Here is a 20,093-nt window from a genome sequence, read left to right as displayed (position 1 = left end):
AAGAGACGACCCCCATGCCCAAGAGCAGCAAAGGCGCCGGCAAGAGCCTGGTCCGCGCCGCCCTCGCCATCCACGAGCCCCCGCTCGGTACCGGCACCAGCCCGGGCGCGCTCATCAAGACGTTCGGCTTCGACTTCAACCCGGCGCAGCTTTCCCTCAGCCGTGCCGCCCAGTGGAAGATGACGCCGGCCATCTCCGTACGGGACGGCGCGAAACTGGAGTTCATGGGGGCGGAGCCGCGGGCGATGTCCCTGGAGGTCTTCCTCGACTCCTCCGACCGTCCGACCAGCAACTCGGTGTTGAAGAAAGTGGCGGCGCTGATGAGCTGCTGCGTGGTGACCGCCAAGAGCATGGCGGCCGATCAGCCCTCTCCGCCGTGGGTGATCTTCCAGTGGGGGTCCTTTTCCACGGCCCGGTTCACCGCGTACGTCAGCTCCGTCGAGGCGTCCTACACGCTGTTCGGCACCACCGGCGTGCCCATCCGGGCCACCTGCCAGATGAGCCTGCACGAGATTCCCCGCAAGACCCAGCGGCAGAACCCGACATCGGGCGCGCTCACCGCGCGGCGGGTGCACCAGGTCGTCGCCGGTGACTCGCTCCAGTCCCTCGCCTGGCGGGAGTACGGGGACGCCACCTCGTGGCGGGCGATCGCCGAGGCCAACGGCATCGACGATCCGTCCCGGTTGCCCACGGGCACCGAACTCGTCCTGCCCGCCGCCGAGGAGGTGCGTCACTGATGGGTGCGTCACCGACCATGGGTCCTGCCACGTCCGCCGTCCTCCAGGTGTCCATCGGCGGCGGCAAACTGCCCGACGACGCCCTCCACGCCCTCGTCGACGGCTGGGTCGACCAGGGCGCCGGGGTTCCCGCCGCCTTCCAGCTCACCTTCCGGGACCCTTACCGGCTGATGCTCGGCCGGCTGGGCGCCACCTTCGGCACCCCGGTCACCATCGCGACCGTGACCGACGGCCAGGGCTCCGGTGACACGCTGCTGACCGGTGAGATCACCGGTTTCGAGGCCGATTACGACGGCACCGGCACGTTCACCGTCATCCGGGGCTACGACTTCGGGCACCGGCTCATGCGCCAGCGCCGGGTGGCGGCGTACCGGAACCAGTCCGCGTCCGACATCGCCAGGAAGCTGGCCGCGCGGGACGGCGTGCCGATCGGCACGATCCAGTCGACGAAGACGGTGTACGAGTTCATCAGCCAGTCCAATGTGAGCGACTGGGACTTCCTGGCGCGGCTGGCCGACGAGAACGAGTCGGTCATGTCCATCGACGCCAAGGGCAGATTCCAGTTCGTCCGGCCGAAGCCCGCCTCTGGGGCTCCCCCGACGAGCAAGGAAGGCGACCAGGACCCGCTCGTGCTCCAGGCCGGGCAGGACATCCTGCGGCTGCGGGCCGCGGTCACCGCCGCCGACCAGATCGGCAAGGTGGAGACGCGCGGCTGGGACGTCACCCAGAAGAAGGCGCTCAGTTCCGTCTCGCCCGCCACGAGCAATCCGGGCTTCGCCATCGGCGACACACCGGGCCGGGCCGCGGGGAAGTTCCCGGCGGGCAAGCTGGTCGAGACCTCGACCCCGTACGACAAGTCGGCCGAGGTGCGGTTCGCCTCCGACGCCCTCGCCGAGGACGTGACCGCGGCCTTCGCCGAGGTGGAAGTCGTGGCGCTGGGCAACACGAAGCTGCGGCCGGGGGTGCCGGTGACGCTCACGGACACCGGCGCGCCCTTCGAGGGCAAGTACACGGCGACCTCCGTACGCCACGTTTTCGGCGACGCGAAGCACTACGAGTCGTGGGTGACGGTCAGCGGCCGGCAGTGGCGCTCGCTGTTCGGGCTGGCCTCCGGCGGGGGTGGCACGGGCACCGGCGCCAAGCTGCCGGGGGTGGCCAACGCCCTGGTCACCGATGTGAACGATCCGCTCAAGCAGGGCCGGGTGAAGCTGCGGTTCCCGTGGCTGGACGACACGTACGTCAGCGACTGGACGCGGACGGTGCAGATGGGCGGCCTCGGGGGCGGCGGGGTGTTCCCGTTGGACGTCAACGACGAGGTGCTGGTCGGGTTCGACCGGGGCGCCCTGGATCACCCGTTCGTGATCGGCGGTCTCTACAACGGCAAGGACGGACCGACCGTCGGTGACGTCCCGCTGCACGACACCGTACGGAAGAAGGCGAGCCGGCACACCGTCTCCGACCGGGACGGCAACCGCATGGACCTGCTCAGCCAGAAGACCGGCGGCCGCAAGCAGGGCGTCCGGCTGACGTCCGGCGACAAGCGGCTCACCATCGACCTGGACCGGACGAAGACCGAGATCGTGGTGGACAGCAAGGGGTCGGTCACCATCAAGGGCGGCAGGTCGGTGTCCGTGGAGGCCGGCACGGACCTGACGCTGCGGGCCCGGCGCCGGCTGTCCCTGGAGAGCGGCGGCCCGCTCAGTGTCCGAAGCGGCGGTCCGCTCAGTCTCGACGCCGCCAGTGTGGTCAACCTCAAGACACTGGGGCAGGTCGGGATCGCCGCGGGGGGAGCCCTGAACATGACCGCCGGCGGCGTGGCGACCCTCACCGCGGGGGGCAGCCTCCAGCTCACCTCGGTCGCCAACATGCTCAACGGCGCCAAGACCACCGTCACGACGCCGCTGTTCTTCTCCGTCACACCGCCCGTACCGCCGATGGGGTGAGCACCGCGTCCTGCCCCGTTCCCCGTTCCTGTGTCCATTTCCCCGTCCGTGGAAAGCGGGTGTGTTCTGATGGCCGAACAGTTCGTCGGCTCCGGGTGGTCGTTCCCGCTGCGGGTCGGGCCGACCGGTGGTATCGCGCTGGTCAGCGGCGAGCGGGAGATCGAGGAGGCGATCCGGCTGGTCCTCGCGACCGCGCCGGGCGAGCGGCCCATGCGGCCCGAATTCGGCTGCGCCATCCACGACCTGGTGTTCGCCCCGGTCAACGAGCAGACCGCGGGCCGTATCCAGCACGAGGTGTACGCCACCCTGGACCGCTGGGAGCCGCGTATCGAGGTCACCGACGTGCAGGTGACCACCGGTACCGACCGCAGCGTCCTGTACATCGACATCCGCTACCAGATCCGTGGCACCAACAACCCGCGCAGCCTCGTCTTCCCCTTCTATGTCATTCCCTCCCACGAGTCCCACGAGGAGGGCGGCCCCGGCGGCGGCCGCTCCGACGACGGCTCCGGCGACCCCTTCGAAAGCGACCGCTGATGTCCCTGCCTTCCCCCAACCTCGACGACCGCCGCTTCCAGCAGTTCGTCGACGACGCCAAGCGCTACATCCAGCAGCGCGCGCCGGAGTGGACCGACCACAACGTCTCCGACCCGGGCGTCACCCTCGTCGAGACCGTCGCCCACATGGCCGACCAGATCGTCTACCGCCTCAACCGGGTCCCCGAGAAGAACCACCTGGCGTTCCTGGACCTCGCCGGGGTCACCCTCTTCCCGCCGTCGGCGGCCCGTACGGAGGTCACCTTCTGGCTGTCCGCGCCCCAGGAGGAGACCGTGGCGGTGCCCATCGGTACCGAAGTGGCCACCCTGCGCACGGAGCAGGAGGAGGCGGTGGTCTTTGCCGCCGAGCGCGAACTGTCCATCGTGCCCAGCGCGTTGAGCCGCCTGATGGTGCAGCACCGGGGCGAGCCGGTCACCGACCGCACCGCCGCGCTGGCCGAAGGCACCGACATACGGTGCTTCGCCGAAGTCCCCGGCCCCGGCGACTGCATGCTGATCGGTCTGACGGCGGCCGTCCCGCACTGCGCCGTCGCCCTCGAACTCGACAGCCGGGTGGACGGTGTCGGCGTCGACCCGAGGCAGCCGCCCCTGGTGTGGGAGGCGTGGACCGAGGACGGCTGGCAGCCCTGTGACGTCGACCGCGACGGCACCGGCGGCCTCAACCGCGCCGGCGACGTCGTCCTGCACGTCCCCGGCGGCCACGTCCTGTCCCGCAACGGCGGCCACGAGGCCGGCTGGCTGCGCTGCCGGGTGGCCACCCCTCTGTCCGGCCAGCCTTTCTACACCACGTCCCCGACCATCCGGTCCGCCGACGCCTGCACCATCGGCGGCACCACCCGCGTCGTGCACGCCGCCACCGTGTACGACGAGGCGCTCGGCGAGTCCAGCGGCCTGCCCGGGCAGCGGCGGCGGCTCGCCCACGCGCCCGTCGTCGGCGACGACCCGCCGGTGCTGCTCCAGACCGCCGAACACGACGGATGGCAGGACTGGCAGGTCGTACCGCACTTCGCCGCGTCCCGGCCGGACGACCGCCACATCACCCTCGACGCCACGACCGGGGAGATCGCCTTCGGCCCCGCCGTCCGGGAAGCCGACGGCTCCCTGCGCCAGTACGGCATGGTCGCCCCCAAGGGCGCGGTCATCCGCGCCCGCCGCTACCGCACCGGCGGCGGCCGGACCGGCAACGTCACCCGGGGCGCCGTACGGGTCCTGCGCACCTCCATCCCCTACGTCTCCGAAGTCGTCAACGGCGAGGCCGCCCGCGGCGGAGTCGACGGGGAGACCGTCGAGGAGGCCAAGGTCCGGGCCCCGATCACGCTGCGCGCCCAGGAGCGCGCCGTCACCCTGCGCGACTACGAGGAACTCGCCCGCCGGGCCGCGCCCGAGACCGCCCGCATCACCTGCCTGGAAGGCGACCGGGACGAGCACGGGGCTTACGCGGTACGGGTGTTGGTCGTACCGCAGGCCGTCCCCGACCCCGGCGGCCGGCTCCGCTTCGAACAGCTCGTCCCCGGCGACCGGCTGCTGGACCGCATCACCCGCCACCTCGACGAGCGCCGCCTCATCGGCACCCGGCTCGCGGTCGGCCCGCCCTACTACCAGGGCATCACGGTCGTCGCCACCGTCCACGCCTTCCGCGGCACCGACACCGACCGGGTGCGCCGCCGGGCCCACGACGCCCTCTACCGGCACCTGGACCCGCTCACCGGCGGCGCGGAGGGCCGCGGCTGGCCCTTCGGCCGCCCGGTCCAGGCCGGTGAGGTCTTCGCCATCCTGCAACGCGTCCCCGGCGTGGAGCTGGTCGACGAGGTCGTGCTGCACCCCGCCGACCCGCTGACCGGCCGGCGCGGCGACCCGACCGACCGCATCGACCTCGAACCGCCGGCCCTGGTCTTCTCGTTCGACCACCGCGTACGGGTGATCGGGGACGGGACGTGACGCGAACGATGTGCTCAGGAGGCCGCTCATGAGGGGCTCCGTCGACGGCCTGGGCTCCTCCGCCCCCATCGGGATGATGCTCCCTGCCGTCTTCGCCGACGACGATCTCGCCCAGCGCTTCGTCGCGGGGCTCGACGACGTCCTCGCGCCGATCCTGAACGTGCTCGACTGCCTGGACTCCTACTTCGACCCCGCGCTCACCCCGGCCGACTTCGCCCGGTGGCTCGGTACCTGGGTGGGGGCCGAGACCGACGGCAGCGAACCCGAGCCGCGGCTGCGCGCCGCCGTGGCCGCCGCGACGGGCCTGCACCGCGTCCGGGGCACCCGGCGCGGCCTGTCGGAAGCCGTACGCCTCGCGTTCGGCGTCGAACCGGAGGTCACCGAGAGCGGCGGCGCCACCTGGAGCGCGCGCCCCCGCGGCGCCTTCCCCGGAAGTGCCCGCCCCCATCTGCACGTCGTCCTCCGGCTGCCCGACCCCGGCCCCGCCGACACCCACCGCCTCGACACGCTCGTGGCAGCGGCCCGTCCCGCACACATGCCCTACACCGTCACGGTGACCACCATCGAAAGGACCCCGGAGAGATGAGCACGCCGGACTGCGGCGAATGCGGCACGCGCGCGGAGCCTGGGCAGTCGTTCTGCGACGCCTGCGGCGCCGTCCTCCGCTGGGACGCCGCCGGTGGCCGTACCGGCGCCCCGGCACCGTCCGACGCCGGTTCCGCCCGGGCCGCCGCCCGCCCCGACGGCGCCGGCCCGGCCCGCCGGGCCAACGGCCCTCGGAACGCGGCGCCGGCCCCGACGACGGCGCAGGGCACCAGGACCGACCCCCACGGGGCCGGCGTCCCGGCGGCTCCGTCCGCCCTGAGCGGGCACCGCCCGTCGGGGGCGGCCCCGGAGCACCCCGGGGAACGCGACGGGGCCCGGGCGGCCGGAGCGACCCGGTCCGCGCCCGGGCCCACGTCCGGCGCCCCGGATCAGGAGGACACCGACCCCAGCATCCCGCTGCCCGCGAGGCAGGACGGTTTTACTGCGGGCAGTACCACGGCCGACCGCGCCCGGTCCCTCGTCGTGCCCGTCCCGGAGCAGGAGGCCGCCCTTGCCGCGCCTGCCCCCGCCGTGGCCCCGGTCCTGCCCGGCCGCCCCGACACCGACCGGCCCCACGTACGCGTCCCCGGCCCCCAGAGGACGGGGCACGGCCCGCCCTGCACCTGGTGCGCCACACCGAACCACCCGGACCGCCATTTCTGCGGCCACTGCGCGATGCCCCTCACCGAGAGCGGCGCCCCCGCCGCGCCCGGGCACCGCCCCTGGTGGCGCCGCCTCTTCGGCCCCGGCGGCGAGGAGACACCCTGGGCCGGGGACCGCCCCCGCCTGCGCCGCGCGTTCGACCGCGTCGGCACCTGGGTCACCCTCGCCGTCACCGTGACGCTGATCATTCTCGGCGTGCTGTACCTCCCCGACGGCATCCAGGCCACCCGCGACCACTTCGCCAAGCGGGCTCCGGTCGAGCCGGACCAGATCCGGGCCTCCCGCTCCTACCCCGGCCACGGACCGAAGCTGGTCTTCGACAAGCTCAACAACACCTGGTGGGGCCCTGGGGTGGAGCAGTCGGGCCAGGGCGAGTGGATCGAGGTGCGGTTCGCCCGCCCGGCGCGGCTGCTCGACGTCATCATCACGCCGGGTGTCTCCACTCGCGCCGACCAGCTCGACAAGTCCGCCCTGCCGCACCGGGTCAAGGCGACGGTCACGACGGCCGACGGACAGACCGTCACCCGCGAACTCACCCTGGATCCGGGCGCGGGCGGGCAGCGCCGCGCCTTCCGGGTCGGTGCGGCCACCAAGGTCCGCTTCACCGTCGAGTCGGCGCACGCCGCGTCCGCCGGCAAGCAGGTGGCCATCGCCGAGATCGAGCTGTTCGGCCGGTCCGGTGAGGACCGTTCCTGAAGCGGCCGGGGTACGTCGGCACGCCGCACGCGCCGGTGTGCCGACGGGCCCCGGGGCCGGCTGGTCACAGCGACATCTCGCGGAGCTGGCGGCGCGAGGAGATGCCCAGTTTGCGGTACACGTTGCGCAGATGCGTGTCGATGGTGCGGGGGCTGAGGAACAACATCACGCCCACTTCCTTGGACGTCGCTCCGGCGGCGACCTTCCCGGCGATGAGCCGTTCCTGCGCGGTGAGCCGGCCCAGTGGGTCCTCGCCGGGCCGGCGCGGCTGTTCGCCGGTGGCGCGCAGCTCCCGGGCCGCGCGCTCGGCGAAAGCCCGGGCACCCATGCGGGACAGCATGTCGTGCGCCGCCCGCAGCTCGGCACGGGCCTCCGCCCGCCGGTTCTCGCGGCGCAGCCACTCCCCGTACGTCAGCCGGGCGCGCGCGTGGAGCACCCGGACCCGGGTCCGGGCGAAGTGGTCGATGGCCTGCCGGTACAACGTCTCGCAGTCATCGCTCCACTCCAGGAGGGCCTGTGCCTGGAGCCATTCGGCGACGGCCCACGGGACGGGGTGGGTGCGGGCCAGCGCCTCCAGGTGTTCCATGGCCGCCGCCGCGTCCGCGGCGCGCCCGGCGCGCGCGGCGGCTTCGACGAGTTCGGTGTAGACGGCCCAGATCGAGTACGAGCCGGCCTGGTGCCGGCGCTGGGCCGCCAGCGCGGCGTCGAGCGCCGCCTCGTAGTTGCCGAGCCCGTTGTGCAGCACCGCCCTGGCGTAGTGTTCACCGGCGGCCTCGAAGGGGCGTCCGTCGCGGCCGAGCAGCCCCCGCAGCTCGGCGAACCGGCCCTGGTCACCGCGGAAGCCGGTGAGGACGAGTTCCGGCCCCAGGAGCGGCACCGTGCCCGCCGCCTCGTCGACGGCCCGGGCCTCGCCGAGGCAGCCGGCCGCCTCGTCGAACCGGCCGGCCGAGACCCTGGCGACCGCCTGGTACCGCAGGGCCTGCGGCAACGAGGCGAGCGAGCCCTGGCGGCGCGCCACGTCCACCTGGTGGTCCGAGATCTCCTCCATCGCCTCGTCGTCCCGCAGGTCGATGACGACCTGACAGAGCAGGTTCATCCGCCACGGGCCCGACGAGCGGGCCGCCGTACGGCACGCCGTCACCGCGTCGCGCATCGCGGGCACCGCCTGCTCGACCGGCAGCATGCTCTGGTCCAGCAGCGCGTCGAGCAGCAGGTCGGCCGGCCGGGCGGACTCCCGCTGCGGCGCGCGCATGCGGATCCGGGCGCCGAGTTCCTTGAGCAGGCCGGGGCGGTTCTCGTTGTACATGAACGAGGCGAACGCTTCGAGGTAGGTCTCCCTCGCCTGTTCGGGGGCCGATTCCGTGACGACGTCGACGAGTCTGGCGGTGGCTTGCGGGCCGTGCGAGAGCTGGTAGTCGATCCGGGCCCGCAGCAGGCGTGCCTTGGCGCGTCCGGTGTCGTCGATCGGGCGCCGTTCCGCCCGGGTGACGAGGGCGCGGGCCGCGTCGGGCGCCCCGGCCTGCAGCCGCAACTGGGCCGCGACGAGCAGCCGCTCGGCCTGGCGGTCGGGGGCCGGCGTCAACTGCCCCGCCCGTTCCATGAACGCGGCGGCCGCGGCGAATCCGCAGCGCAGGCGCGCCCGGTCGGCGGAACGTTCCATCTCCGCGGCGACGTTCTCGTCGGCGTCGATGACCGCGTGGGCCCGGTGCCACGCCCGGCGGTCGAGGTCGGTCGCCGGATCGGTGGCCTCCGCGAGAGCGCCGTGCATCCGCCGGCGTTTCTCCGGGGTGGCCGACGCGTACACCGCGGAGCGCACCAACGGGTGCCGGAAGCGCAGCCGCGGCCCCAGAGCCAGCAGCCCGGCGTCCTCCGCGAGAGTGAACCCGGCGGCGTCCAGCCCGAGGAGCCGCGCCGCGCGGCGCAACAGGTCGAGATCGCCGACCGGCTCCGCCGCGGCGAGCACCACCAGCGACCGAGTCGCGTCCGGCAACCGCTCGAAGCGCTGGACGAACTGCCGCTCCAGCGTGTCCACCACGCTGGCCCGGAAGCGCCGTGGGCCGGGGACGCCGAACGGCTCCGCGTGGTGGGCGAACTCCAGCAGCGCCAGCGGGTTTCCGTGCGCCTCGGCCAGGATCCGGTCGATGACCTCGGCATCCGGCCCGACATGATCCGCCGCTCCCAGCAGGCACCGGGCGTCCTCGTCCCCCAGCCCCGCGAGGGGCACGCGCGGCAGCTCGGAGAGCCCGGACGGCAAGCCGGCATCGCGCGCGGCGAACACCATCGCGATCCGCTCGGCGGCCACCCGCCGGGCCACGAACACCAGCACGCGCCGCGACGCCTCGTCGATCCACTGGGCGTCGTCCACCACACAGCACACGGGCCGGTCCCGCGCCACCTCGTGCAGCAGCCCCAGGACGGCGAGACCGACCGTCAACGGATCGGGCGAGGTCTGCGCGCCGAGGCCGAACACCGCCTCCAGTGCCCTGCGTTGGACCAGGGGGAGCCTTCTTCGGTGGTCGAGGACCGGGGCACACAACTGGTGCAGCGTCGCGTAGAGCAGGTCGCGTTCGAACTCCGTACCGGCTGCCCGCAGCACCTCGAAGCCGTCCAGTCCCCCCACCACGGCGTCGATGAGCGCCGACTTGCCGATGCCCGCTTCCCCGGCCACCACGAGTGCCCCGCCACGCCCGGCGGCCGCCGAGGTCACTAACCGATCGAACTCACGCCGCTCCCCATGTCGGGCCACGAGCTGCACCGGAATCGTCCTCCGAGTCGACATTGCTAGAGGTTTCTCACGCTCTCGTCCATATGACGCCAAGTCCGGGCCCTCCCGCGCGGCCTCGGTGACGCCCTGCCCGCCGGCGCGGCCGAGCCCCCGCCCGCGGCGTGCCGGTACGGTTCCTCAACCGGTGCCTTCCCGCCGCGCCTTCCTGACTGATCTCACGTCTAGGAGACGACGGTCACGGCCGACAGGTTCTCGATCAAGGGCGGGATCTGGGATCAGGCGGGGTCGGGCCCGGCCAGCCGGGCACCCGCTTCGAGGAGCAGGGCGTGCACGAACGCCTGGGGGAGGTTGCCCCGCAACTAGCGCTGCTCCACGTCGTACTCCTCGGCGTACAGCCCGGGCGTACCGCAAGCGCTGCGGGTCCGTTCGAACCAGCGGAAGGCCGCGATCCGGTCGCCCCCGGCATGTGCGGCGAGCGCCATCATGAATCCGCAGAGCAGGAACGCCCCTTCGGCTTCGCCCAGCGGCCGGTCACCATGGCGGAAGCGGTACAGGTATCCGTCCTGGGCCAGTCGCTCCTCGATGAAGCGCCGGGTGCGGTACGTGCTGGGGTCCCCCGGGCGCAAGCAGCCGCGGGCCATCGGGAGCAGCAGGGCGCCCTCGGCACCCGCGTCGTCCTCCGCACGCAGCCATACGCCGTCGGACCGCAGACAGCGCCGCCGCGTCTCCGCCTCGACGGCGTCGGCCAGCTCGGCACGGCCGCGTGCCGCCGGCCCCGGAAGCTCGCGTGCCACGGCGCGCAGCCCGGCCACGATGCTCAGCCGCGAATGCGTCCACCAGCGGTTCTCCAGCTCCCAGACCCCGGCGTCCGGCCGCCGCCAGTGCTGTCCGACGCACCGCGCCGCGACCTCCACCGCCCGCTGCCCGTCCCGGTCCAGCCGGCCGTGCCGGGCCGCCGCGGCGAGGAGCTGCAGGGCCTCTCCGTACGTGTCGAGCTGGAACTGCCGGCCCGCTCGGTTGCCGGCGAAGTCGCTGCCGCCCGGGTAGCCGACCAGCGGCAGCGGACGCTCGTCGGGGACCGGGGCGCCGTCCACCGTGTAGGCGGGCCGGAGCCGGTCACCGTCCTCCAGCAGCCGCGCGCTCACGAACCGTACGGCCCGGTCCAGGAGCGGATACGGGCCGTGGGCGGCCACCGCGAGCCCGGCGTAACACTGGTCGCGGATCCAGGTGTAGCGGTAGTCGTAGTTGCGTCCGGCCTCGGCGCGCTCGGGCAAGGAGGTGGTGGCGGCCGCGACCATGCCACCGGAGCCGCTGGTCAGTCCGTGCAGTACGGCGTAGGCGTGACGGGCGTCGCGGGGCGCGGCGGTGTCGAGGCAGTCCGGTACGGCCGTGCGCCACGCCTCTTCCGTCTCCCGCCACAGCCGCCGTGGGTCCGGCGCGGCGTCCGGCGGCCGCCGGCCGATGTACAGGACGAGGTCGCGTTCCTCCCCCTCCGCAACGGTGAAGGCGGCCTGCCGGCCACCGCCGGGGCTGCGCCGGAGGGACGCCCCGCCGAACCACAGGTGCAGACCGCCGCCCCGGGCGGTGTGGCCGTGCCCCGCTCCGCGCCCCTCGGACATGGCCTCGGCGCCGAATCCGGGCCGGGGATCGAGGGCGAGCTGGACCCGGGCGTCCCCGCGCACCGCCCGCACCCGGCGCAGCAGTACCAGTGCGTCCCGCGCTCCGGGCAGCGCCAGCGCTTCCCGGCATTCGATGACGGCCTCGTCGGTGACCCAGCGGCTGACGTGGATCAGCGTGCCGTCCTCGTAGTGGCCGCCGCGCACCCGCCAGGCGTTCTGCGGCCGTACGGTGTAGTGCCCCGGGCCGCCGATCAGCGCGGCGAAGACGGCGTCGTCGTGCCAGCGCGGCGCGCACAGCCACACCACCTCGCCCTGCGGCCCGACGACCGCTCCACGCTCACCGTCGCCGAGGAACGCGTGGTCCCGCAGGACGGCGGGGGCCGGTACGGCCGCGGAGAGAAGGTCTTCCATCGTGGTGCGCTTTCGTGCGGCGGGCGGATCGTACGGATGACCCACCGGTACCCCGTCATCCCCACGGAATGACCCTCGCTCACCGGCGTCACGTCCGCGGCCCGCGAACCGCCGCCGCGCCACACCTCGTCGAGCCCTGCGGCCGCGGTCGAACGCGGTCGGGGAGAGCGGGCGTGACAGGGCGGCCAGCTTTTTCATAACGGCTGTTGTGTAAATTCTCGCGCCCCGCTACGGTGCCGACACCTTCAGGTACTCACGAGAGGGAAGCCGTGTTGACCCTGTATGACGTCGCAGTGATCGGGGGCGGATTCGCCGGCGTGGTCGCCGCCCGGGACCTCAGCGCCGAGGGGTACGCGGTGGTGCTGTGCGAAGCGCGCGACAGGATCGGCGGCCGGACCTACACCGGGAAGGCGTTCGGCCGCTCGGTGGAGTTCGGCGGCACATACGCCCACTGGACCCAGCCGTACGTCTGGCGTGAACTCCAGCGGTACGGCATCGGCCTGTCCACACCACCGGAGACCGGGACGGTCCACTGGCTCGCCGACGGCCTCGTGCACTCGGGAACCCCGGCTGAGTACGCCGGCATCGGCGGCCCGCTGGTCGCTCGGTACATGGCCGACGCGCGGGCGCGCATCCCGCAGCCGTTCGACCTCACCACCGCCGACACCAGCGCGATCGAGAAGGAGACACTCGGGGACCGGCTCGACGCGTTGCACCTCTGCGCACACGACCGGGACGTGCTCGACGGCATGCTGGCGCCGCTGGTCCACTCCTACAGCGAGCAGGGCCTCGCCCAGTTCCTCCTGTGGGCCGCGACCACCTTCGGCGACTGGGGCGCGTTCCTCGAAACCGCCGGTACCTGGCCCGTCGAGGGCGGGACCAAGCGGCTGCTCGACGCGATCACCGGCGAGTCGAAGGCCGAGTTACGGCTGTCCACGCCGGTGACGGCGATCGAGGACGACGGCACCGGGGTCACCGTGACCACCCGCGAGAACGAGCACATCGCGGCACGGCACGCCGTCGTCGCGCTCCCGCTCAACACCCTGAGCGACGTGACCATCACGCCGCCGGTCGCCCCGCCGGTGCGCACCCTGATCGACCAGAAACACCCGATGCGAACGAGCAAGATCTGGGCGAGGGTCAGGGGCGAGATCGCGCCTTTCGCCGCCGGCGCCCCGATCGGAAAGCACCCCGTCAACGCCGCCAGGACGGAGTACCGCCACGACGGTGACACGCTCGTCGTGTGCTTCTGCTCCGACGCCTCGGCGATCGACGGCGGTGACCGCGAGGCGGTGCAACGCGCGCTGCGGACCTTCGTCCCCGGCATCGAGGTGGTCGACACCGCTTGCCACGATTGGGTGTCCGATGAGTTCGCGCAGGGCACCTGGGCGCATCACCGGCCGGGGAACCTGACCCGGGCCGTACCCCTGATGCGCGAGCCCCACGGACGCATCCGCTTTGCCGGCGGCGACATCGCGGCCATCGCCGTCGGCGGCATCGACGGCGCCATCGAGACCGGAGCCGAGGCGGCCCGGGCCATCGCTCGCGCGCTGGCCGCCGAGGACTGACCGCGCCCGACGATCCCTGCCGCCCCGCCGCTCGCCGCCCTGCCCCGGGCGGCGAGCCCGTGGATCACGAGCCGGACGTGCGGCGGGCGCCCGGGGGCGGAGAGATCAACGTGATGGCGGCATCCAGGAGCACCTGGACCCGGCTCGCCGTGAACCTCTTGGGCTCGATGGGGAGCATCAGCATCCAGCCGTCGCCGAGGGCGCCGACTTGGTCGGCGAGCAGGTCGGCGGGGATGTCGTCGCGGACGGTCCCCTGCGCCTGCCCGGTCGCGAGGAGCGCGGCGAGCACGTCGCGGAGGCGGGCGTAACGCCGCTCGATGACGGCGGCGAACGCCGGTTCGTGCCGTGCGTGGACGAGCAGTTGGGACATCACGGGCCAGAACTCGGGATCGCCGGTGTTCCGGAACAGCCACCGTTCCAGGATGGCCCTGATGTCGGGCTGGGACCGTTCGGTCGCGAGCATGGCGTCGAAACTGTCGAACCGGCTCTCGGCCAACGCGGTGACCAACTCCTCCTTGTTCGCGAAGTAGTACGTCACCGCCCCGGTCGTGCATCCCGCACGCTGGGCCACCTTCCGCAGTGACGTGTTGGCGTAGCCCTCCTGCGCGATCACCGAGGCCGCCGCCGCCAGCAGTTCGGCTCGCTTCGCCGCACGGTCGCCCGTCGGGCGGCCCCGCCGCACGACCGCCGCCGTTCCACCATCGCGGCGCACTCGTCGGGTCGAATTCTCGGACACCCCGCGATTCTGCCACAGAATTACCGTAACGAGCGTTGTGTAAATGACTGGGGCCCGTTACGGTCCTTCCACCACCTGACGTACGGGAGGAACACCCATGCAGGAGCCAGCAAGGGAAGCATTCCGCGACGACGGCGCCGTTCTCCTCGAAGGCTGCCTGGACACAGCGCAGTTGGCGCGGTGCCAGGAGGCGTACCAGTGGGCGGTCGAGAACCACGGCCCGCACGCCACCCGGATGTTCAACGGCACCCGGCAGCAATCACACGTCGACAACGCCAATCCGCTCGCCAAGTCCCGCCTGGACGACCTGGTGTCATCGATCCCGTTCGGCCGACTGTTCGCCGACCTGTGGGGCTCGCAGCACGTCTGGTACTTCGCCGAGGAGATATTCCTCAAGGCCGGCGGACACGGCGGCCGCACGGCTTGGCACCAGGACACCGCGTATCTGCCGTGGGCCGGCGAGCACTGGGCCAATGCCTGGATCAGCTTCCAACCGCTCCCGAAGGTCAACTCGCTGGAAATCATCCGCGGTTCCCACCGCGGCACCCAGTACGACGGGACCACCTTCGCGAACCCCGACGACCCGACCGAACCCCTCCACGGCGGCGGTGTCCTGCCTCGCCTGCCGGACATCGACGCCGAGCGCGCGCTCGACCCCGACGCCTACGAAGTGCTCTCCTGGGCGACCGAGCCCGGCGATGTCGTCGCCCTCCACCCCCGCGCGCTGCACGGCGGCGCGCACGTCGACGCCGCGTGCCCGGACCGCCACACGCTGGTCCTGCGCTTCTTCGGTGACGACGCTACATTCCGCCCCCTTCCGGAGAAGAACCAGCACTTCGCCCGCAACGGCCTCCTCTTCGTCGAGGAGATGGCCAAGCTGAGTCCGGGCGACCCGTTCCGCTCCCCCGTCTTCCGACAACTCGTCTGACCAGGCCCGGCGATGAGGACCGAGACATGAAAATCCCCACCATGAAGCGCCGATCGGTCAATCCGCCTCGCGCCGAAGCGCTGTACGACCGGCTGCACTTCTCGCAGGCGACCCGCGCCGGCGACATGATCTGGGTGTCGGGCCAGGTCGGGGTCGACACCACCAGCATGACGCCCGCCGACGGCATGGACGCCCAGGCCCGGCTCGCGTTCGAAGGTGTACGGACCGTCCTCGAAGCCGCGGGAGCGAGCCTGGATGACATCGTCGAACTGACCACGTTCCACACCGATCTCCGGGGCGACATGCCGGAATTCAGCCGGGTCAAGGACGAGTACATCAACGGCCCTTACCCGTCGTGGACCGCGGTCGGAGTCACCCAGCTCGCCCTCTCCGAACTACTGGTCGAGATCCGCGCCGTCGCCGTGGCCGGCAGCGGCGCCGATTCTCGCACCGGCGCGCACGTCCACACCGATTACTGACGGCGGACGGCGGTGGGCGGCGGTTGGGTGTGCACGGATGCCCTGGCGTACGTCCAGCCATACGGCGGCGAGGTCTTCGTGCATCTGATCGCCGGCGAGCCGGTCGGCGATCGGCGTTCCGAGGTAAGGCGACCGGGCGAGGCCGTGGCCGTTGCAGCCGATGGCGTAGAAGACGTTCTTCGTCGCCTCTCCGGCGACCGGCAACAGGGACGGCGTCATCGCGGCCCACCCGCCCCGGGCCCGTTGCGGCGCGACGTCGCCGAGCGACGGAAAACGCTCGTGGAAGCCGCGGACAAGGTCGGCCACGACCGCGTCGTCCGCCTCGCGGGCGCCCAGCGCTCCGCGCGCCGACGCAGCCGGCGGGTGCCGAACATGAGCGTGCCGCGCTGTGTGGGCCGGTCATTCTCCAGGATCGCGTGCGGGGTGACGATGCCGATGCGCCTCGTCCAGCCGGCGCGCCGGAGCTGTCCCGGTGTGACGGCGGCGATGACGTTGCCCGTCGGCTCGTACTCACAGTCGACGTCGAGCCGTCCGATCAGCTTCCCGGTGAAATGAGCCGCCCTGTCCGCGTAGCGGATGAGATCCGGCAGGCGGCGCGCGTGCAGCGCGTTCAGGAGCTGCGGGCCGCCTGCCAGCGCGTTCGTCAGACAACCGGCGTCGCGCGAGCTGCCGCCCCAGCCGCAGAAGCCGGACTCCAGAAGGACGACATCGGCGCCGCGACCTCGAATCGAGTTCGAATTCAAGGCTCCGCCCTCCGCCCCTGTCAACACCGCACCAGTTCCGCGACGCCCTCCACACCCGTTCATCACCCTCAGCCGCGCCGTCATCCGCCGACGACGACCGCGCCACCGCACTTCGCAGGGAGCAAGGGCAGGCAATGCGCTCCAGCAGGAGGCCCACTCGATGTCACAGAACGCACTCCCGGAACGCACTCGCAGCAGTCGAACCCGCGCGGCCTCACATCCGGGATCTCAGCACGTCGACCTCACAGCCCGGCGCGAACGGGTCGAAGCCGTGCTCGACCAGCCAGCGGACGCCCAGCAGGCTTCGCAACGACCACCACCCGTGGATCACGTCGAGGTCGACGTCGGCGCCATAGCCGGCGATGACGTCACCGAGGCGCTCCTCGTGTCCGAGCGTCAAGGTGGCGAGGTCGTACAGGGCGTCACCCTGGCCCGCCTCGGACCAGTCGATGATGCCGGTGATCTCGTCGCCGTCGGCGAACACGTGAGTGACCTGGAGGTCGCCGTGTGTGAACATCGCAGTCCACGGCCGGAACGTGGCCTCGGCGACCTGACGGTTGCGGGTGACCAGGCCGGCGGGCAGGACGCCGTTCGCCACGAGCCACTCGCACTCGCCGTCGAGTTCCGCCGCCAACGCGTCGAGGCTCCGGCCGGCCCGGCCGGGCCAGGGCGGCAACGGCGCGTCGTGCAGCTTCCTGATGGCGGCACCCGCCGTGGCCCACGCCGCCGGGGACGCGGTCGACGGCTCGCCGAGGCGGCCGAGCGCCGTCCCCGGGACCGCGGCGATCGCGAGCACGGGCGGCTCGCGCCACAGGACCTCCGGGGTCGGGACCGGCGCCAGGGCCATCGCCTCGACCTCGACATCGATGCGCGCCCGATCGGCGTCCACCTTCAGGAACACGTCGCCGACGCGCAGAGTCGCGCGCTCGGAATGGGCGACGACAACCTCGACCTCATCCATGGCGCACAGGATCCAGGAAGACCGTCCACGCCGCCCGGGATTATCGTGCGCGCCTGCGCGGCCGACCGGCCGTGCGCCCCGGGACCGGCCGGCTCCTTGACGGATCGCCCGCGTCAGTCGCGCGGCGTCGGCCCTTGTGCGGCTAGGTCGCAAGGTAGGCGGTGACGAGGCGTTTGGCCTCGGCGATCGTGAGGTCGTCGCCGGGCGGTGCACGGCGGAACGCGATGTCGAAGAGCCGGTTGCCGACTTCGAGGGCGATCCGCAGGACGAGGCGGGGGGGGGGCGTCGGCGGGGGCGAGGTCTCGCCCGACGAGGGTGTGCCAGAGCTTCTCCGCCTGCCTCTCGTCGAAGGCGCGGATCAGGTCGTCGAGCGTCTTCCGGCGTCCGGGGAACCACAGTTCGGCGCAGCTCGGGTGCCGGCGGAAGTGGTCGAGTACGGGGTCGATGACGGCGTCCACGGCGTCGCGCAGGATGCGCAGCTCCGGATCGTCCAGGGCAGCGCCGATGCGCTCGTCCAGGTCGTGCGCCTGACGCCGCAGCAGCCCGGCCTCGACCTGATGCCGGTCGGGGAAGTAGGGGTGAACGGAGGCGGTCGGAACACCCGCCCGCTGACCGATCGCCTTGAGAGTGGCGGTCTCATGGCCGCGCACGGCGAGCGCCTCGGCCGCGTCGCGGATGGCCTGTCTGCGCTGCACCCCACGGCGCTGCACTCCGCCCGGACGAGCGGGCGCCGGCGCCGCCGACCTTTCTTCGAATACGATGCGAGATCGCACCAGCGGCCCCTCTGACCTGCGCGAAAACGAGAAGGACGGGACGGCGGACGCTGCCACGGAAGGGAACGCGCCTCGTGACCACGCGCCTGCCGGGGCAGATCACCGGCGCGTGACCGACCCCGTACCCGCCTGAGTCGGACGATCCCCCGCATTGCCCGTTACAGTGGCAAAGCAGCAGGTCAGAGAACAGTTTCGGGTCAGCAGGTCAGCAAAATGCCAGCATCGGTCCGGAGGTAGTCAGCATCGCCAGCAAGAAGCTCGCCCGCGGCATGGGCACGTTCCGTAAGAACTGCCACTGCTCAGCCCCCACCCGGTGCCCCCACTCGTACGTGATCAGGTATCGGGACGCACCCGGGAAGCAGCGCGAAGAGGGCGGGTACAGCACCCAAGACGAGGCAATTGCGCGACTCAATGCGCTATACGCGGAGAAGCGCAGCACGCCTGCGGATGTCGTCGAGCAGCGACGGGAACTCGGCGAGATGCGGTTCGCCGCATTCGCTACAGAATGGTGGGAACGGCAGCGCCACCTCTCGGAGGGCTCGCACCGAGTCGTCAAACCGTCTCTTCACAACTGGCTCATTCCCCGACTGGGGAGCCGACGCATGAACACGTTTACGCCTCGCGTCGCAGAATCGTTCCTTCTCGGGCTCGAACGAGAACGGGCCAGCGCCAGCGTGCAATCGCGGTCCTTCCAGACACTCAGAGCCGTACTCAGGGCGGCCGAACAGCAAGGAGCCACGGCTCCGGGCGTGATGAAGGGAGTCATGCCTCCCAGGTACACCCCCGACAGGGTGACCATCCCCTCTTTCGAGGAGCTGTCCCGGGTGCGTGAGCACGGCGACGCAGAGGTCAAGCTCCTCGTAGACATCATGTCCGGTTGCGGCCTCAGGACCGCGGAAGCATGTGCGGTGAACGTCAACAACATCGTGGCTGATGACGTGTATCGCGTGACCGAGCAGATCAGCTGCAAGTCTGGGGTACGAGCACCGTTGAAGCACCGCAGCAAAGGCGATTTTCGCGAAGTGCCACTGCCGGACAAAACACGGCAGTCCATACTTCGCTATGCTGAAGATTTCGGGATCGACGAAGACGGCTTCCTCCTACGCACAACACGCGACAACTATTGGACCAATAGCATCACAAGCCTCCGGTGGAGGAAGGCGAGGAAATCCGCGAGGTTGCCCGACGACCTACGCCTGTATTCAATGCGCCACTACTTCGCTTCGAATTGCCTTTCGAATAACATACCCATCACAGACGTGGCGGAATGGATGGGGCACAGCTCCATCGAAGTGACCTTCAAGACTTATAGGTTCTTGATGCCGGGGTCGATCGGCAGAGCGGCGAAGATCCTCAACGTCGGGTTGGCGGCTTGAGTAGGTCCACACCTGCACGACGCACAGGGCGCTCCACGGCCCGCACGATCCCTACATAGCAGCAGATCGCCGGTTAGCCAAACCGGCGTTCCCTCCCACACTGGTTACTTGCCGCGGCTCGCCCACCTGACCAGTGAGCACGGCACCAAAGGGAGGACAAATGACGCACTTCATGGACGCGAAACAGACCGCCGAATACTTGAACATGTCGATAACCTGGCTGTACCGAGATGCCGCACGCTCAGGTTTGGTTCCATACAAGTTCGGACGTGGACGGAACGCAAAGATTCAGTTCAAAGTGACTGATGTTCAGGCATGGGTGCAACAGCAAAAAATGGAGTAGTCAGAGCTGATCTCTTTGATGAGCGTCCACCACGGTGGTACGAGGTCCGGGTGATCGCGGCCGGAAGCGGACTGGAGCAGTTCGGCGGTCTCAATCAGTTGGGCAGCTTGGCCTTGCGAGGGGGCAAAAACGTCAGCGAACTCGTGCTTCACGCGCGCGGCGCGGTGGAGGCAGCAGGGGGGGTCGGTTCCATGCCGCTGATTGCGAATGCCCTCTTAGAGGTCGTTTTCTCCTGTTTCATTGCAATAGACACGTTTTTGTGAACTGTGAGAACGTGATGCTGATGGGATCTGAGGCGCGGTTGGTTCCTGG

19 protein-coding genes and 1 pseudogene are annotated in these 20,093 nt (G+C 71.4%); 13 read left to right on the top strand and 7 right to left on the bottom strand.

Annotation, left to right across the window (positions count from 1 at the left end; all coding sequences use genetic code 11):
• The first annotated feature begins 14 nt into the window (after positions 1-14).
• The 6 genes from ACH4EB_RS30950 (at position 15) to ACH4EB_RS30925 (ending at position 7,119) form a co-directional block, all read left to right on the top strand.
• Complete coding sequence (locus tag ACH4EB_RS30950; protein WP_398351352.1) at positions 15-737, top strand: LysM peptidoglycan-binding domain-containing protein; 723 nt, start codon at positions 15-17, stop codon at positions 735-737.
• Positions 737-2,680, top strand: a complete 1,944-nt coding sequence (locus tag ACH4EB_RS30945; protein ID WP_398351350.1) for a VgrG-related protein — start codon at positions 737-739, stop codon at positions 2,678-2,680. Before ACH4EB_RS30950 ends, ACH4EB_RS30945 begins: the two co-directional genes overlap by 1 nt.
• 69 nt (positions 2,681-2,749) lie before the next feature.
• On the top strand, positions 2,750-3,217 hold the full coding sequence (locus ACH4EB_RS30940) for a GPW/gp25 family protein (RefSeq protein WP_398351349.1): 468 nt from the start codon (positions 2,750-2,752) through the stop codon (positions 3,215-3,217).
• Positions 3,217-5,175, top strand: a complete 1,959-nt coding sequence (locus tag ACH4EB_RS30935) for a putative baseplate assembly protein (RefSeq protein ID WP_398351347.1) — start codon at positions 3,217-3,219, stop codon at positions 5,173-5,175. Before ACH4EB_RS30940 ends, ACH4EB_RS30935 begins: the two co-directional genes overlap by 1 nt.
• A gap of 28 nt (positions 5,176-5,203) precedes the next feature.
• Positions 5,204-5,761, top strand: coding sequence for a phage tail protein (locus tag ACH4EB_RS30930; protein WP_398351346.1), 558 nt, complete (start codon positions 5,204-5,206; stop codon positions 5,759-5,761).
• Positions 5,758-7,119, top strand: a complete 1,362-nt coding sequence (locus ACH4EB_RS30925; RefSeq protein ID WP_398351344.1) for an NADase-type glycan-binding domain-containing protein — start codon at positions 5,758-5,760, stop codon at positions 7,117-7,119. The genes ACH4EB_RS30930 and ACH4EB_RS30925 overlap by 4 nt, the downstream gene beginning before the upstream one ends.
• Before the next feature lie 64 nt (positions 7,120-7,183).
• Here the strand turns inward: ACH4EB_RS30925 and ACH4EB_RS30920 are convergent, their stop codons facing one another.
• On the bottom strand, positions 7,184-9,898 hold the full coding sequence (locus tag ACH4EB_RS30920; RefSeq protein WP_398351343.1) for an AAA family ATPase: 2,715 nt from the start codon (positions 9,896-9,898) through the stop codon (positions 7,184-7,186).
• 221 nt (positions 9,899-10,119) lie between these two features.
• Positions 10,120-11,874, bottom strand: a pseudogene (locus tag ACH4EB_RS30915) (glycoside hydrolase family 15 protein).
• A 269-nt stretch (positions 11,875-12,143) separates the two neighbouring features.
• On the opposite strand from ACH4EB_RS30915, the gene ACH4EB_RS30910 reads away from it, so the two are divergent.
• Positions 12,144-13,442 carry a flavin monoamine oxidase family protein gene (locus ACH4EB_RS30910; protein ID WP_398351342.1) on the top strand — a complete coding sequence of 433 codons (1,299 nt, stop codon included), beginning with the start codon at positions 12,144-12,146 and terminating at the stop codon, positions 13,440-13,442.
• A gap of 64 nt (positions 13,443-13,506) precedes the next feature.
• Here ACH4EB_RS30910 and ACH4EB_RS30905 read toward each other — a convergent pair whose 3' ends face one another.
• Positions 13,507-14,178, bottom strand: coding sequence for a TetR/AcrR family transcriptional regulator (locus tag ACH4EB_RS30905; RefSeq protein ID WP_398351341.1), 672 nt, complete (start codon positions 14,176-14,178; stop codon positions 13,507-13,509).
• Between the two features lie 97 nt (positions 14,179-14,275).
• On the opposite strand from ACH4EB_RS30905, the gene ACH4EB_RS30900 reads away from it, so the two are divergent.
• Entirely contained in the window at positions 14,276-15,106 is an 831-nt protein-coding gene (locus ACH4EB_RS30900) for a phytanoyl-CoA dioxygenase family protein (protein WP_398351339.1), read from the top strand.
• 41 nt (positions 15,107-15,147) lie between these two features.
• Positions 15,148-15,585, top strand: coding sequence for a RidA family protein (locus ACH4EB_RS30895; RefSeq protein ID WP_398351337.1), 438 nt, complete (start codon positions 15,148-15,150; stop codon positions 15,583-15,585).
• Here the strand turns inward: ACH4EB_RS30895 and ACH4EB_RS30890 are convergent.
• From ACH4EB_RS30890 to ACH4EB_RS30875, 4 genes are all read right to left on the bottom strand, one after another.
• Entirely contained in the window at positions 15,502-15,891 is a 390-nt protein-coding gene (locus ACH4EB_RS30890; RefSeq protein WP_398351336.1) for an FAD-dependent oxidoreductase, read from the bottom strand. The genes ACH4EB_RS30895 and ACH4EB_RS30890 overlap by 84 nt on opposite strands.
• Positions 15,801-16,352 carry an FAD-dependent oxidoreductase gene (locus tag ACH4EB_RS30885; protein ID WP_398351446.1) on the bottom strand — a complete coding sequence of 184 codons (552 nt, stop codon included), beginning with the start codon at positions 16,350-16,352 and terminating at the stop codon, positions 15,801-15,803. The genes ACH4EB_RS30890 and ACH4EB_RS30885 overlap by 91 nt, the downstream gene beginning before the upstream one ends.
• Positions 16,353-16,542: 190 nt before the next feature.
• Positions 16,543-17,289, bottom strand: coding sequence for a phosphotransferase family protein (locus ACH4EB_RS30880; RefSeq protein WP_398351334.1), 747 nt, complete (start codon positions 17,287-17,289; stop codon positions 16,543-16,545).
• A 142-nt stretch (positions 17,290-17,431) separates the two neighbouring features.
• Complete coding sequence (locus ACH4EB_RS30875) at positions 17,432-17,515, bottom strand: hypothetical protein (protein WP_398351442.1); 84 nt, start codon at positions 17,513-17,515, stop codon at positions 17,432-17,434.
• Positions 17,516-17,606: 91 nt separating this feature from the next.
• Between ACH4EB_RS30875 and ACH4EB_RS30870 the strand changes: the two genes are divergently transcribed.
• The 4 genes from ACH4EB_RS30870 (at position 17,607) to ACH4EB_RS30855 (ending at position 20,044) form a co-directional block, all read left to right on the top strand.
• Positions 17,607-18,077 (top strand): hypothetical protein, encoded by a 471-nt coding sequence (locus ACH4EB_RS30870; protein ID WP_398351332.1) that lies wholly within the window; start codon positions 17,607-17,609, stop codon positions 18,075-18,077.
• Between the two features lie 254 nt (positions 18,078-18,331).
• Positions 18,332-19,438, top strand: a complete 1,107-nt coding sequence (locus ACH4EB_RS30865; RefSeq protein WP_398351330.1) for a tyrosine-type recombinase/integrase — start codon at positions 18,332-18,334, stop codon at positions 19,436-19,438.
• A gap of 160 nt (positions 19,439-19,598) precedes the next feature.
• A complete protein-coding gene (locus tag ACH4EB_RS30860) occupies positions 19,599-19,781 on the top strand; it encodes a helix-turn-helix domain-containing protein (RefSeq protein ID WP_358976314.1) in 183 nt (60 codons plus the stop codon).
• Positions 19,754-20,044: a hypothetical protein gene (locus ACH4EB_RS30855; RefSeq protein ID WP_398351328.1), complete on the top strand. Its 291-nt coding sequence runs from the start codon at positions 19,754-19,756 to the stop codon at positions 20,042-20,044. Before ACH4EB_RS30860 ends, ACH4EB_RS30855 begins: the two co-directional genes overlap by 28 nt.
• Positions 20,045-20,093 lie beyond the last annotated feature (49 nt).

The organism is Streptomyces sp. NPDC018045 (genome assembly GCF_044327445.1).
Lineage (GTDB): Bacteria > Actinomycetota > Actinomycetes > Streptomycetales > Streptomycetaceae > Streptomyces.
The sequence above is the reverse complement of the archived record's forward strand: the minus strand, read 5'-3'. Positions and strand labels throughout refer to the sequence as shown.